The organism is Arthrobacter glacialis (assembly GCF_002909415.1).
GTDB classification, from domain to species: domain Bacteria; phylum Actinomycetota; class Actinomycetes; order Actinomycetales; family Micrococcaceae; genus Specibacter; species Specibacter glacialis.
Genome location: NZ_PPXB01000004.1, coordinates 33,204 through 47,965 on the forward strand (window position 1 = coordinate 33,204; position 14,762 = coordinate 47,965).

Sequence of the window (14,762 nt, forward strand, 5' to 3'; positions counted from 1 at the left end):
AGAGATCGGGTAGCCCGACCGCTAGCGCGGCTCCTTGTCTCAAATATCACGTTGATCCTCCCAGTTACTTTTCGAAAAGTAGGGCCCACATGGGTGTGCCCACTGGAGACGATACAAAGTCACATGGAGCGTTCATTTTAGATGCTCAGCCAATTAAAATTACCCGAACGGCCCACGCCATATACCCATCTGATGGATGCCTAATTTAGCACTCAAAGTCGCATAAAATAAGCAATTTTGATTTCCCCCATTCAATGGCGTTTCCGTCCAAAAAGGGCCCGTAGCCAGTCGGCTAGTCCCCGGAGGGGATTTCCACCCAGCCACACTTGATCCCCAAATTCCCCCATGAGGATGCTTGAATCGTTATGACGTTTTAACCAAAAAAGTGCCCGCCGAAGCGGGCACTTTACGCAGGCTTGTCATGTTGGGACTAAGCCATTGCGGAACTATGCGTTACTGCGGTCTAGCTGAGTAGGGCATCCACAAAGCTCTCCGCATCAAAGGGAGCCAGATCGTCGGCACCTTCACCCAAGCCCACAAGCTTTACGGGCACGCCCAGTGACTTCTGAATGGCCACCACAATGCCACCCTTGGCGGTTCCGTCCAGCTTGGTCAGCACAATGCCAGTGATGTTGACAACCTCGGCAAATACTTTGGCCTGGGTAAGGCCGTTCTGGCCGGTGGTGGCATCCAGAACTAGCAGCACCTCATCAACGCTCGCTTGTTTTTCGATGACCCGCTTGACCTTACCCAGCTCATCCATCAAGCCAACCTTGTTTTGCAGGCGCCCTGCGGTGTCGATCATGACCACATCGACTTCCTGCTCGATGCCCACCTTGACCGCTTCAAAGGCGACAGAGGCCGGGTCTGCCCCGTCGACGTCGGACTTCACGGTGGGAACACCAACACGGGCACCCCAGGTGGCCAACTGCTCAGCGGCGGCGGCACGGAAAGTATCGGCGGCACCCAGGAGCACATCCTTGTCCTCGGCCACCAGCACACGCGCCAGCTTACCCACGGTGGTGGTCTTGCCAACACCGTTGACGCCGACCACCATGAGGATGGCCGGGCGGTCATCGTGGCGGTCAATGTTCAAGGACCGGTCCATGGTGGGATCCACCAGCTTGATCAATTCCTCGCGCAGCATGGCCTGAACCTGCTCCGGGCTGCGGGCACCTAAAACCTTCACGCGCTCACGCAGGGTGTCCACCAGCTCCATGGTGGAATCCGTGCCAACGTCTGCCAGCAGCAGCGTCTCCTCCACCTCTTCCCACACATCCTCATCGATGGTGTCCCGGGATAGGAGCGCCAAGAGCCCCTTGCCCAGCGCATTATTGGACTTAACCAACCGAGCACGCAGCCTCACAAGACGGCCCTCAACCGGGAGCGGCGTCTCCAAGGAGGGTGCGGCCGGCTCTTCCTGCTCAACAATCTCAAGGTCCGACGTCGGCAGCTGGGCTTCGGGGCGTTCCTGCACCAACGTGTCGGTGGAGCCGGCGGCATCGGCCGTGTCCACCGGGGCTGGATCGTTGGCATCTCGCGGGCCTGAGAAGTCTTGGCTGGTGCGTCGGGCCTTCAAGAAGACGGGAATGAGGCCACCAATGACGGCGAGCCCAACAACAATGGACAGGATGATGGGGAGAATATCGTTCACTCCCCCAGTCTCTCACGGTGGTTGGGAACCAGCAGGTGCCGTCTGGTTGTGACAAACTCATCCTTGATGTCAATGAAAAGTCCTCACACCAAAAACACTGCCGATGCACCTCCAATTCACTTGGGCCGCGAGATCAAGGTTCTGGTTGCCGCCGCGTTCCTGATCGCCATTGGATTTGGCATTGTGGCGCCCGTCCTACCGCAGTTCGCGCAGAGTTTTGATGTCAGCGTGGCCGCCGCGGCAGTGGTGGTCAGCGCCTTTGCATTCACCCGGCTTGCGTTCGCGCCGTTGAGTGGCTGGCTGGTGGAGCGGATGGGTGAACGCCGCACCTACATCTTGGGGATTCTCATTGTTGCCGCGTCCAGCGCCGCATGCGCCTTTGCCCAAAACTATTGGCAATTGCTGCTGTACCGGGGGCTGGGCGGGATTGGCTCCACCATGTTCACTGTGGCCGCCATGGGTCTGCTCATCAGGATGGCTCCGCCACAAGCCCGGGGCCGCGTCTCCAGCTTGTATGCCGGTTCCTTCCTGCTGGGAAACATTGCCGGCCCCGTGGTGGGTGGATTGCTGGCGGGCCTGGGCATGCAACTGCCGTTCCTGGTCTATGCCGGGGCACTGGTTCTGGTGGCACTTTTGGTGGCCACCATGCTCCCTGCAGTGGTTGGCGCACCGCACGGTTCGGCTGCCAAGTCCGTGGCCAAGGCGCCAGCGCTGCCGCTGCGGGCGGCCTTGGCGTTGCCGGCTTACAGGGCTGTGCTTACCTCAGGATTCGCCAATGGCTGGTCCGCCTTCGGCATCCGCATGGCCCTGGTGCCGCTTTTTGCCACGGCCGCCTTGGGTGCGGGGCCTGAAGTGGCCGGCATTTCCCTCGCCGTCTTTGCCATCGGAACAGGCGCTGCCCTGACCTTCTCGGGCAAGCTGGCTGACACGTGGGGCCGCAAGCCCATGATCTTGGCGGGCCTGGCAGTCAACGGCCTGGCCATGGGGGTTCTGGGCTTTACGGGTAACGAGTTCTGGTTCTTCGTGGTTTCCGCCCTGGCAGGACTTGGCAGCGGGCTCATGGGCCCGGCCCAACAGGCAACCGTGGCCGACGTCATCGGCAACAACCGCTCCGGCGGTAAGGTTCTTGCCACTTTCCAGATGAGCTCCGATTTAGGCGCCATCATCGGACCCATCGCAGCGGGCATCCTGGTGGACACCTTCTCCTACGGACCGGCCTTCGCCATGGCCACGGCCATCGCCCTGCTGAGTATCCTGTTCTGGCTGCCAGTCAAGGACACACGGCTCTCCTGACAATCTTTGACGCAGTTGTTACACGAAATGCGTCCCGGAATGCGCTTTCCACAGCAACAAGTGCGTCACAGTTGGGGAAAGACGGAGGCGTCAGGCGTTGGACGATTCGCGGTCCATGCGCTGGCTGATCACTGTTGAGACGCCGTCGCCCCTCATCGACACTCCGTAGAGGGCGTCGGCAACGTCCATGGTCCGCTTTTGGTGCGTGATGATGATGAGCTGGCTGGATTCGCGCAACTCCTCAAAAATGGTGATGAGCCTGCCCAGGTTGGTGTCATCCAAGGCCGCCTCCACCTCATCCATCACATAGAACGGCGACGGCCTGGCCTTGAAGATGGCCACCAACAGGGCCACGGCCGTCAGCGAGCGCTCCCCGCCGGAAAGCAGTGAGAGCCGCTTGATCTTCTTGCCTGCGGGCCGGGCTTCAACTTCAATGCCCGTGGTGAGCATGTTCGCCGGATCCGTCAGGATCAGCCGGCCCTCTCCTCCTGGGAAGAGCCGGCCAAAAACCCGCTCAAACTGTACGGCTGTGTCCGTGTAGGCGGCCGTGAAAACTTCCTCTACCCGCGCATCCACTTCCTTGATGATGTCCATCAAGTCCCTGCGGCTGGATTTCAAGTCCTCCAACTGTGACGCCAGGAATTGGTGGCGTTCCTCCAATGCGGCAAACTCTTCCAGCGCAAGCGGGTTGACCTTGCCCAACGCTGCGAGGTCGCGTTCTGCGCGTTTGAGGCGCTTTTCCTGCTCCTCGCGGACAAACGGAACGCCCTCACGGACTTCGGCACCCGATTCATCCACCGTGACGCGCAGTGCAGCCCACTTGTCCGTGGCTTCCCCCGGCCCGTGCGGCACCGGAACGTCCGGCCCGTATTCGGTGATCAAATGGTCTACGGTCAGCCCCAATTCCTCGATGGACTTGTTTTCCAGCGTTTCAATGCGCAAGCGTTGCGCGGCACGGGCCATTTCATCCTTGTGGACTGAGTCAGTCAGTTTGGCGAGTTCCTTCTCGCCCGCCACCATGGCTGCCCGGACGGCCATCAACTCCACTTCACGGGCCGCCCTGTGCTCCTCGGCCGCATCGCGCACCTGCTCAGCCATTTCAATGGACTGCGCCACGAACCCCAGAATGTGTTCGGTAGCCAGTGCCACGGCGGCGGCCTTTTTGGCCTGAAAGAGGCGCCTGTTGGCCCGCTGTGCTGCCTGCTCCCGGGCCAGCCGCTCCGTGGTGGCGGCGCGTTCCAAGGCCGACGCGCGGTTTCTCACGGTGTTCAGTGATTCCTCGGTACTGCGCAGAGAAAGCCTGGTTTCCAACTCCACGGCGCGGGCGGCCGTGGCTGCAGCGGCCAGGGCGTCCCTTTCATCCATGGACGGCTCACCGTCGGCCGGTGCGTCCTGGGCAACGGCCAACCGTGCGGCAATCTCCGCCAGGGCGTCCTGCTCCTGGGCAAGGTTGGCCGTGGCCGCCGCCAACGCCGCAGCATGCCGTTGCGACTCCCCCACAGCCGACCGCAAGGTGGCACCCAGTGAGCCGAGGCGTTCGGCAACAGCTGCCAGACGGGCATCGGATTCATGCAGTTCCGCCAAGGCACCGGCCTCGGCGTCAGCCAACTCCGGGCGTTGGGAGCGCAGGCCGGCCAGCGCAAACCTGGCCTGCTCGCCGCGGGCAGTGGCGGCACGCAATTGATCCTGTGTTTGTTCCACTGCTGCCTGCAGTTCCAACAACGACGGAGCCGTGGCCGAACCGCCCTTGAGGTAAAACGCCGTGATCACATCTCCTTGCGCCGTGACAGCCGTCAAGCCCGCGTGGTGGGCCAGGACTTGTTGCGCCGCGGCGAGATCGGGAACCAGCACCACTGCTGCCAGCAGGTTATCGAGTGCGGCGTCCAGTTCCGGCGGGCCGCTGAGCTGCGTACGGGCCACAACGGCACCAGCAACCACGTCCGCCGCGGTCTGCGCTGCGGCGATCAGGGCCGCTTGGTGCACAGACGTTGGGTGGGGGGTTTGGGCAGGGGTGCCGGTGACCACAAGGGTGACGCGTCCGCCGTCGTCAGTCTTGATCAGTGCCAAGGCATCCAGGGCTGCCGACATATCGCTGACGGCAACACCTTCGGCGGCCGCATCCAGTGCGGCAGCAATGGCTGTTTCGTGGCCGTGTGCCACCTGAATCAGGGCGGCCATGGCGGCCACAACCCCTGGCGGCGCGGCAGTCAGCAGGTGGGCGCTGGCGTCCTTGCGCAGCAAACCCACGGCCAGGGCATCGCGCCGGGCGGTGAGGGAATCACGTTCGCGCTCGGCAGCGAGCTGATCGGCGCTTAGTGACTGGATCCGCTCATCCAGCTCGGCGAGGGCTGCGGCGGCCTCCTCATAATGGGCATCAAGGCGTTCCTCGCCGGCTTCCACACCAGCCACCTGGGACTCCAGCGCGGCAAACTCTTGGGCTGCGGCGTTGTGCCGCTCGGCTCCGGCGGCCTTGCTTTGGTGCAGCCGGCCGATCTCGGCTTCGGCCGACTCCACGCGGGAACGCACGGAGGCCACTTTGCCCGCCAGCCGGGCCAGGCCCTCACGCCTGTCAGCCGTGGCGCGCAGCAGTTCACGGACACGCTGCTCCTCGGCCCGCACCGCCGTCTCGGCGTCTTCCTTGATTTCCATGGCGGTTTCCAGCCCGTAGCGGCGTTCTTCCAGGGCCAAATCCAGCTCAGCCTCGTCGGCTCGCAGCCGCGCGGCTTGCTCAGCCAACCTGTCGGGGTCGCGATGGGGATCCGCGACGGCGTCCGGGGTGCCCAGGTGGCGTTGGCGTTCGGCAGCCAGCGCACCCATGGACTTCAACTGGTCACGGGTGGCGCGGAGCTGGTACCAATCGTCCTTGGCAGCATTCAACACTGGAGTGGCGGCGGCGGCGAGCTGTTCAAGATCACCTTGCTGCGTGCGCCCGGCCAGGAGTTGCTTCTCCACCAGTTCGCGGCGGTTTTTCAGGGCCAACTCATCCGCGGCGTCCTTTTCCACGGCGTTACTGAGTTGGACTATTTCATCCGCCAGCAGCCGGGCTTTGGCGTCACGGAGGTCAAATTGCACGCTTTGGGCGCGCCTGGCCACGGCTGCCTGCTTGCCCAAGGGTGTCAGCTGGCGCCGAATCTCCCCGGTCAAATCGCTCAGGCGGGCCAAATTGGCGCTCATGGCCTCAAGTTTGCGCAGCGTCTTTTCTTTGCGACGGCGGTGCTTGAGAATTCCTGCCGCCTCTTCAATGAATCCGCGGCGGTCCTCCGGTGTTGCGTGCAGCACCTTGTCCAGCTGGCCCTGGCCCACGATGACGTGCATTTCTCGTCCCAAGCCCGAATCCGAGAGCAATTCCTGGATGTCCAGGAGCCGGCAGGAGGTGCCATTGATGGCGTACTCGGAGCCGCCTGCCCGGAAAAGGGTGCGTGAAATGGTGACCTCGGCATAGTCGATCGGCAGGGCGCCGTCGGCGTTGTCAATGGTCAGCGCCACATGGGCGCGGCCCAGCGGCGGACGGGCGGAGGTGCCGGCAAAGATGACATCTTCCATTTTGCCCCCGCGCAGGGTTTTGGCGCCTTGCTCGCCCATGACCCACGCCAGCGCATCCACCACATTGGATTTACCCGAACCGTTGGGGCCCACGACTGCAGTCACACCCGGTTCAAAGTCAAAAGTGGTGGCCGAGGCGAAGGACTTGAATCCGCGCACGGAAAGACTTTTTAGATGCAAACTGGTTTCTTCTCCTGCGCCGGACTGTTTCTCACAAGCCAATCTACCGTGAAATGACTCCGTGCACCGGGGCAGGCACCGCGTGTATGCGTTGTGGCGTATGTGCATGAACACCCCTAAAAGGTGCATAGTTAAGGGTGGGTCTTGATGAACCATGGGGGCTGCTGCAGAGAACATCCCGTGAATCAGGATCAGGTCACTGGATTTCCGGTGCCAAATGTCACCGAATCTCTCAAGAAAAAGGCTGGAACTTGATCGGCAATGCTACGTTTCGACACCACAACACTGCCTTGCTTGCCGTCTCCAGCATTGAGGCTCCGGTAGTTGTCCGTTCCAGCGATTTTGATGACCGCCTAGCCCCGAGCCTGAAACGGCTGCGCCTGTCCAAGCGCTTGCTTGAGCGAGTTGCCGGTGTTGAGGAACGCCGCTGGTGGGCACCCGGAACATCCTTTGACGACGCCGCCATAGAGGCAGGCGCCAAGGCCCTGGCGGAGTCCGGCATTGATGCCAGCCAGGTGGGCCTGCTGATCAACACCAGCGTCACCCGCCGCAATTTGGAGCCCTCAGTTGCCGTGAAGATTCACAACGGTTTGGGCCTGCCGTCCTCGGCCATGAACTTTGATGTGGCGAATGCCTGCCTGGGCTTTGTCAACGGAATGACGCTCGCCGCGAACATGATTGATTCCGGCCAGATCAAATACGCACTTATTGTGGCCGGCGAGGACGCCCAGGCCACCCAGGAGACAACTTTCCGGCGCTTGAATGCGGAGACCTCAACCCGCGAGGACTACTTGCGCGAGTTTGCCACCTTGACTCTGGGCTCCGGCGCAGCAGCCGCCGTGATCGGCCCGGCGGATCTTCATCCAGACGGACACCGCATTTTGGGCGGTGTTTCGCGCGCGGGCACCGAACACCACGAATTGTGCGTTGGCGGCCCCGACGGCATGTTCACCGACACCAAGGGCCTGCTGGACAACGGTTTGAAGCTTGTCACCGATGCCTGGGATGAGGCCCACACCGATGGTTGGGAGTGGGGCTCCATGGACAGGTACGTCACCCACCAGGTCTCCAACTCCTACACCAACGCCATCATCAAGGCTGTGAACCTGGTGCGCTCCAAGGTACCCATGACATTCCCCAAGTGGGGCAATGTGGGCCCGGCATCGCTGCCCATGACCCTGGCACAGGAATCCCACACCCTCAACAGCGGAGACAGGGTTCTCTGCATGGGCGTGGGCTCCGGACTGAACACCACCATGATGGAAATTCAGTGGTAGCTGCGGCTTTGCCCGTCACAGAACTTCCCGAGCCGTGGCCCGGCGTTAGGGCAGGCTGGCGTCGGACGCTATCCGTGCCCTCAACGGCACCGGTGGACTCCCCGGGAACCAGCCGCCAATGGCATTTTTTGGACAACGCTGACGATGTTGCTGCCACGGGCATGGAGCCTGTGGGCACCTTGCTGTGCGTACACGGCAACCCCACCTGGTCCTACTTGTGGCGCACCCTGCTGGCTGGAGCCACTTCCCCCGCCACCGTGGCTGCCGGCGGTCCCTGGCGTGTCATAGCCGTGGACCAGCTGGACATGGGCTTCTCCGAGCGCACCGGCACCTTCCGCCGGCTAGAGGACCGGATCACCGATCTTGGCGACCTCACCGACGCCTTGGGCCTTGCTGGTCCAGTGGTCAGTGTGGGCCACGACTGGGGCGGCATCATCTCACTGGGCTGGGCCACCCGACACCGGGACCAGCTGGCCGGCGTCGTGCTAACAAACACTGCAGTCCACCCGGGCGGTTTCACGCTGCCACCGGCCTTGAAGCTTGCCTTGCATCCGGCCGTGCACCCCTGGGGCACCAAGACTTCGCCAGCATTCTTGTCCGTCACACACGGTCTGGCGCAGCCGGCGTTGAGCGAGGATGTCCGTGCGGCATTCATGGCGCCGTACCGCAGCGCGGCACGGCGCGACGGCGTGGGGAATTTTGTGGCCGACATTCCGGCCGGTGAAGGGCACCCGTCGTGGCCGGCCCTGGATGCCGTGTCCTCCGGCATTCGCACTCTGGAAGTTCCCGCGTTCATGCTGTGGGGCCCCAAGGATCCTGTATTCTCCGACAGGTACCTGCGTGATCTGTTGACCCGGCTGCCGCACGCTGATGTGCACCGCTTTGAAGGCGCCAGCCACCTGGTGCAAGAAGACCGGGACATCGCCACACCCACGTTCGCCTGGCTGGCGCAGAACGTCCCCAGCCGCTCGCAAGCTCACCGCGGGGCCCTGGCGGACGCGGCCCCAGGCCACGCCGGGGATGCAGGCGCGTTTTCGCCCATGCTGGCGCAGCTCGATGCCCGCCGTGCGGAGACGTCTACGGCCGTGGTCGACATGCTGCCCAACGGTTCCACCAAGAAATTGAGCTGGGCAGAACTCGCCCGGGACGTTGATGACCTCGCAGCAGGACTGCGGGAACTCGGCGTCACGGCCGGGGACCGGGTGAGTTTGCTGGTGCCTCCGGGCATCAACCTGACCACGCTCATCTATGCATGCCTGCGCCTGGGTGCCATCATTGTGGTGGCCGACGCCGGCCTCGGTACCCGTGGCATGAGCCGTGCCATCAAGGGCGCCGGCCCGGACTACTTGATAGGCATTGAAAAGGCCCTGCTGGGCGCCCGCCTCTACAACTGGCCGGGCGTCAAGATTGCGGCAGAAGACTTCACCCCTGCCACGGCCACAGCACGCAAGACGGTCCTGAACGTAGCCGCCACCATTCCGCAGCTCATGGCCAATGGGCGTGTGGAGCGCCTGGCCGGCACCCGCCCCGGGTTTAGCACAGCCGATCCAGAGACCGATGCGGCCGTGTTGTTTACCTCCGGATCCACGGGTCCTGCCAAGGGTGTTGTTTACACGCACCGCCGCCTGGCCGCCATGCGGGACACCCTGGCGGCAACGTATTCACTGGATGCGGGGACGGCCCTCGTGGCAGGGTTCGCCCCCTTCGCGCTGCTGGGACCGGCCCTTGGCGCCACCACCGTGACCCCGGACATGGATGTCACGGCGCCGCGCACACTCACTGCCGCGGCCCTTGCCAATGCCGCGGCAGCCATCAACGCCACTGTGGTGTTCGCCTCACCAGCGGCCCTGGTGAATGTTGTGGCAACCGCTGCGCAACTGGCGCCCGGGCAGCAAAAGGCCCTGGCCGGTGTCGAACTCCTCTTGTCAGCCGGGGCCCCCCTGGCCGAACAACTGTTGCACCAGGTGCAAACGCTGGCGCCCAACGCGGCCCTGCACACCCCTTATGGCATGACTGAAGCGCTGCCGGTGACGGACATTGACCTGGCCGGGATCGGCGCTGCCGGTGTTGGCAACGGCGTCTGCGTTGGCTTGCCCGTCAGCGGCGCCCAGGTGGCCATTGCGCCCATCGATGCCGACGGACAAGTGATTCCCACACCTACTTTCGATGCGTCGGTCACGGGGGAAATCCTTGTCAGCGCCGCGCATGTCAAGGAACGCTACGACCGTTTGTGGATCACGCAGCAGCGCAGCACCTCCATACCTGGCTGGCATCGCAGCGGCGACATTGGCCATCTTGATGCGCAAGGGCGTCTCTGGGTGGAGGGCCGGATGGAGCACATTCTGTGCACCCCGGCTGGCGTCAAAACACCTGTTGCCGCCGAACAGGCAGTGGAGCTCGTCCCGTCAGTGGCCCGCGCGGCCGTGGTGGGTATTGGGCCTGCCGGGACGCAAGTAGCGGTGGCCATCGTTGAGACCAATCCGGCGCCAAAACGTTCCGGCCTAGCGTCCCCAGCCCTGGCCGCCGAGGTGCGTGCTGCGGCGTTGAGCGTGGATATGCCACTGGCAGCAGTTCTTGTGATCGATTCCATGCCCACTGATGTGCGGCACAATTCCAAGATCGACCGTGCCAAGCTCTCCCGCTGGGCCGGGCGGATGCTTGCCGGCGAGAAGGCCGGACGTCCATGAGCACGTCCGGGCCCGGCGTTGTTGGCGGTGGCCGCCGGGTCCTAGTGACAGGTACCAGCGGTTTGCTGGGCCGTTCCGTGGCGCAGCTGCTCTTTGACCGCGGATACTCGGTGGTGACCTTGCAGCGCCGGGCCGTTGACGCCCCGTGGGATTCACTGCAGGGTTCCGTGGCCGATCCAGATGTGGCAGCCCGCGCAGTCCACGGCGTCGACGCCATAGTTCACCTGGCTGCCAAGGTGTCCTTCACCGGTGCGTGGGATGAGTTCGTGGCCACCAACATTGTTGGAACCCGGCAACTCATCACGGCTGCCCAGCATGCGGGGGTGCGTGACTTTGTGTTTGTGTCCTCCCCGTCGGTGGCCCATCTTGGCGCGTCCATTGTTGGCAGTGGAGCAGGCGCTGCCAGCCCGGAATTTGCCCGCGGCCACTACGCCCGTTCCAAAGCTGCCGCCGAGGAAATGGCCCTGGCCGAAGACTCCCCCACCTTCAGAGTGACAGCCATCCGCCCGCACATTGTGTGGGGTCCCGGCGACACCCAGCTGGTGGAGCGCGTGGTGGAACGCGCCCGCGCCGGCAGGCTTCCACTGCTGGACGGCGGCCGCGCCCTGATTGACACCACCTATGTGGACAATGCTGCCGAGGCCATTGTGCGCGGACTGGAACGCATGGACTACGCCCACGGCCAGGCTCTCGTGGTGACAAATGGCGAACCCCGCCCGGTTGGTGAGCTGATTGCAGGCATTTGCGCGGCCGCCGGCGTAAAGGCACCAGGATACTCGGTTCCCGGCTGGCTGGCCAGAGGCGCCGGTTCCGCTATTGAGAAGGCCTGGACGGCTGCAGGCAGCCGCGGCTGGGTTCATGATGAGCCTCCCATGACCCGTTTCTTGGCCGAGCAGCTCTCCACAGCGCACTGGTTTGACCAGCGCCACACGCAGGCTGTCCTTGATTGGACGCCTGCCGTCTCCCTCGATGAGGGCCTGGCGAAGCTGGCCGCGCACTACCGGGCGCAGGGTTAGGCAGCCACACTGCCGGCCGGTCCGCACGAATGCTGACCTTAGCCACAAGAATCACCGTGCAACCAAGCATCTCGCAGCCAGGGTCATTAAAAGATTTCGTGTCCATGCGGATCCGACCCTGTGTTGTCCACAGATTTCCCGTTTTGGCGGGTTGGGCCCTTGCCCCCGCAGACCCTATTCTTTCCAGAATCAACCCCATGGACATCCACACTGTAGCGGACTCCTTTTCAAGGCACTGGCCCTTGGACCGTGTGGTGGCCACCACGGGACAGCTGCTCCATGCCGGATTGGACACGCGGATCATTGAGGCTGGCGTGGAGCGGAACCTGATCTTACGCCTAAGGCGCGGGGTGTATGTTCCCATGCATACGTGGCAGGGGGCCAAACCCTGGGACAGAGACAAGATGGTGCTTGCCGGCCACATTGCCGTCAGCAATGGGAGATGTGTGTATTCGCATTTCAGTTCAGCACGCCTACATGATCTTCAGCTGTGGAACAGCTCAAAACTGATTCATGTCAGCACGCCTTACAGTGCTTCACCCGCACGGACCTCACAGGATATCGCCGTCCACTTTGCCAAAATTGCCCCCAGGGAACTCGTCCAGCGGTTCATTCCAGGGGTTGGCTTGGCCCACCACACCAGCCTGCCCAGGACGGTATTGGAGTGCGCCATGAGGGGTTCCTTGGAACAGGCTGTCATTATTGGTGATTCGGCGCTCCATGCAGGCCTGAACCTGAACGAACTTGCGGAGCTGGCGGAATGATTCCTTGGCTGCCGGGGCATCAAACGGGCGCGCCGGGCCATCAAGGCCTTCAGTGCCGACTCGGAATCAGCGGGTGAGTCCAGAACTCGCCTCCTGGTGATGGAACTGTCCATCGAGCAACCAGAGCAACAAGTGTGGCTTGACTCTGCCAGTGGCTCCTTCCGCGTGGATTTGCGTGGCGCGGCATCCGGCTGATCCTCGAATTCGATGGCGACACCAAGTACTTGGACGTCCAGCCCACTGGCGAAGCATTGATAGAGGAGCGCGAACGCGAAAATGCCCTGATCGAGGAAGGTTGGCGGTTCATCCGCGTCAAATGGCAGCATCTGAGCAACCCAGAGCTTCTCAAGGCTAGGATCATGGCTGCCTATTTTGCTGCCCAGCAAGCTGCCGCATGAAACATCTAGGCCAGCCACCTGCCCGGAGTACTCACGATTCTGCTGATCTCCGCTGCGAGATGCATGGTTACACAGAGTTTCTGGTGGCTAAGGTCAGCACTCACGTTGTCGTAGCCCAGGCTGCAGCAATTTCGCACCCGGCTACAGGCGGGCGTTGCGTGGCTTTGGTTGGCAGACAGGGCAGCTGTAAGAGGACCTGTTCATGAAGGTGTCCCGGCGAATTCTGGTGGACAAGCCCAGTCCTACGCAGCGATGGCAGGGTTCACCTTCACGGCCATAAGCATTCAAGGAACGGGAAAAATAGCCTGATGCCCCATTGACGTTGACGTAGAGCGAGTCGAAGCTGGTGCCACCGGCATCCAGGGCCCTGGTCATGACGTCATGGGCCGCATGGATGATCCGTTCGGTATCTGGCAGACGCAGGGTGTCAGTGGGCCTGGCATAATGCATCCTGGCAGCCCAGAGCGCCTCGTCGGCATAGATGTTACCAATGCCGGACACCAGCCCCTGGTCCAGGAGCGCACGTTTCAGCCCGGTCTTGCGGGCCCGCAGTTTCTTGTGCAGCTCCGCAATCGAGAAGAACGGGTCCAACGGGTCGCGGCCAATGTGCGCAGCTTCGCCGGGGATCAAAGCCCAACCGTCCCCGGCGCCAACACCGGCCATCCCGGAGCCGCCTGGTGCCCCGTCCGGGGTGGGCACCAGGGAGGTGACGAACAGGCCGCCGAAGATGCGCTGGTCAACAAAGCGCAGTTCCTCGGGTGCATCCGCACGGGGTGAAAAGGACAACCGGACCTTGAGATGTTTCTCGTGCGGCTGCTCCGGGGATTCCACCAGCAACTGACCGCTCATGCCGAGGTGGGCTACAAGTGCTGTGTGCGGCGCAGCAGAAGACGAGGGGTCATCCGTTAGCGGCATCCACAGGAACTTGCCGCGGCGCACCACGTCCAGAACTGTGGTGCCCAGCAGGTTTCCGCGGAAATCTTCAGCACCGAGTGAGTGGCGGCGAATGGAGCGGGGGTCAACCACTGAAACATCTGTGATGCTGCGCCCGGCAATCCAGCGCTCAAGGCCGCGCCGCACCACCTCAACTTCGGGCAGCTCAGGCATTATTTGACGGCGGCAGTTGCGGCCGTTGCCCCGCCAGAGGCGTCGGCGGAAGCAGCAGCGGGTGAGCCGGCTCCTGAGGGGGTTCCGGCGTCGTGGTTCTGCGGGAAAAGCTTCTCCAGCTCAACCCAGGCAACAGCGGCTGCCGAACGCTCCGCTTCCTTCTTGGACGGCCCGGTGCCCGTGCCGTGGAGCTCGCCGCCGATGAGCAGGCGTGCGGTGAAGGAGCGGTCGTGGTCGGGACCAACACCGGTAATTTGGTAGGAGATGGCGCCCATATGCTGGGCTGCGGCAATTTCCTGGATGTTGGTTTTCCAGTCGGTGCCGGCGCCAAGAACTGCGGAGTCTGCCAGCAGCGGGCCCACCAGGCGCATGACCAGGTCACGGGCCACGTCAATGCCATGGGTCATGTAGGTGGCGCCGATGAGGGCCTCCATGGTGTCGGCCAGGATGGAGGATTTGTTGCGTCCCTTGGTTAGGCGTTCGCCCTGGCCCAGGTAGATGAATTCGCCAACGCCCAGTGACCGCCCGATCGACGCCAGGGCCCGGGTGGAAACCACGGCGGAGCGGCGCTTGGCCAGCTCGCCTTCGGGCAACAAGGGATTCTCGCGGTAGAGCGCGTCGGTGACGGAGAAACCCAGAATGGAGTCGCCCAAAAATTCCAGGCGCTCATTGGTGGGGATGCCACCGTTTTCATAGGCGTAAGACCTATGTGTCAGGGCAAGACGAAGCGTCCCGGCATCAATAGTGACACCGAGACGCTTCAAAAGCAGTTTCTGCCCGTCCGTCAGCTTCGGGGATTCCGTACCTGAGGACATGAGCAGCTCCTGCAATAATTATTAACCA

General features: G+C 62.9%; 10 protein-coding genes. 6 read left to right on the forward strand and 4 right to left on the reverse strand.

Going from position 1 to position 14,762, the window contains the following annotated elements; genetic code table 11:
- Nucleotides 1-463: 463 nt before the first annotated feature.
- Nucleotides 464-1,654: a signal recognition particle-docking protein FtsY gene (gene ftsY / locus CVS28_RS05495; RefSeq protein WP_103480952.1), complete on the reverse strand. Its 1,191-nt coding sequence runs from the start codon at nt 1,652-1,654 to the stop codon at nt 464-466.
- 72 nt (nt 1,655-1,726) lie between these two features.
- Between ftsY and CVS28_RS05500 the strand changes: the two genes are divergently transcribed.
- Nucleotides 1,727-2,947, forward strand: a complete 1,221-nt coding sequence (locus CVS28_RS05500) for an MFS transporter (protein ID WP_243399715.1) — start codon at nt 1,727-1,729, stop codon at nt 2,945-2,947.
- Nucleotides 2,948-3,037: 90 nt separating this feature from the next.
- Here the strand turns inward: CVS28_RS05500 and smc are convergent, their stop codons facing one another.
- A complete protein-coding gene (smc, locus tag CVS28_RS05505) occupies nt 3,038-6,670 on the reverse strand; it encodes a chromosome segregation protein SMC (RefSeq protein WP_207797168.1) in 3,633 nt (1,210 codons plus the stop codon).
- A gap of 251 nt (nt 6,671-6,921) precedes the next feature.
- On the opposite strand from smc, the gene CVS28_RS05510 reads away from it, so the two are divergent.
- The 5 genes from CVS28_RS05510 to CVS28_RS19610 all read left to right on the forward strand — a co-directional run bounded on the left by CVS28_RS05510 (nt 6,922) and on the right by CVS28_RS19610 (nt 12,812).
- The gene (locus tag CVS28_RS05510; protein ID WP_103467261.1) at nt 6,922-7,947 is read left to right on the forward strand and encodes a 3-oxoacyl-ACP synthase III; all 1,026 of its coding nucleotides are present in this window, start codon (nt 6,922-6,924) and stop codon (nt 7,945-7,947) included.
- Between the two features lie 74 nt (nt 7,948-8,021).
- Nucleotides 8,022-10,634: an alpha/beta fold hydrolase gene (locus CVS28_RS05515; RefSeq protein WP_243399716.1), complete on the forward strand. Its 2,613-nt coding sequence runs from the start codon at nt 8,022-8,024 to the stop codon at nt 10,632-10,634.
- The gene (locus CVS28_RS05520) at nt 10,631-11,650 is read left to right on the forward strand and encodes an NAD-dependent epimerase/dehydratase family protein (protein WP_103480954.1); all 1,020 of its coding nucleotides are present in this window, start codon (nt 10,631-10,633) and stop codon (nt 11,648-11,650) included. Before CVS28_RS05515 ends, CVS28_RS05520 begins: the two co-directional genes overlap by 4 nt.
- Before the next feature lie 197 nt (nt 11,651-11,847).
- Complete coding sequence (locus CVS28_RS05525) at nt 11,848-12,414, forward strand: type IV toxin-antitoxin system AbiEi family antitoxin domain-containing protein (RefSeq protein WP_133159064.1); 567 nt, start codon at nt 11,848-11,850, stop codon at nt 12,412-12,414.
- Nucleotides 12,415-12,638: 224 nt separating this feature from the next.
- On the forward strand, nt 12,639-12,812 hold the full coding sequence (locus CVS28_RS19610) for a hypothetical protein (RefSeq protein WP_165788077.1): 174 nt from the start codon (nt 12,639-12,641) through the stop codon (nt 12,810-12,812).
- Between the two features lie 141 nt (nt 12,813-12,953).
- Here CVS28_RS19610 and mutM read toward each other — a convergent pair whose 3' ends face one another.
- Together mutM and rnc are read right to left on the reverse strand one after the other, a co-directional pair.
- A complete protein-coding gene (gene mutM / locus CVS28_RS05530) occupies nt 12,954-13,919 on the reverse strand; it encodes a bifunctional DNA-formamidopyrimidine glycosylase/DNA-(apurinic or apyrimidinic site) lyase (protein ID WP_103467258.1) in 966 nt (321 codons plus the stop codon).
- A complete protein-coding gene (gene rnc, locus CVS28_RS05535; RefSeq protein WP_103467257.1) occupies nt 13,919-14,734 on the reverse strand; it encodes a ribonuclease III in 816 nt (271 codons plus the stop codon). Before rnc ends, mutM begins: the two co-directional genes overlap by 1 nt.
- Between the last annotated feature and the right edge of the window lie 28 nt (nt 14,735-14,762).

Excerpts from the sequence above, each read along its gene's own strand:
- CVS28_RS05500 (WP_243399715.1), top strand. The coding sequence starts at position 1,727 with ATGAAAAGTCCTCACACCAAAAACACTGCCGATGCACCTCCAATTCAC.
- CVS28_RS05520 (WP_103480954.1), top strand. The coding sequence starts at position 10,631 with ATGAGCACGTCCGGGCCCGGCGTTGTTGGCGGTGGCCGCCGGGTCCTA.
- CVS28_RS05525 (WP_133159064.1), top strand. The coding sequence starts at position 11,848 with ATGGACATCCACACTGTAGCGGACTCCTTTTCAAGGCACTGGCCCTTG.
- mutM (WP_103467258.1), bottom strand. The coding sequence starts at position 13,919 with ATGCCTGAGCTGCCCGAAGTTGAGGTGGTGCGGCGCGGCCTTGAGCGC.
- rnc (WP_103467257.1), bottom strand. The coding sequence starts at position 14,734 with ATGTCCTCAGGTACGGAATCCCCGAAGCTGACGGACGGGCAGAAACTG.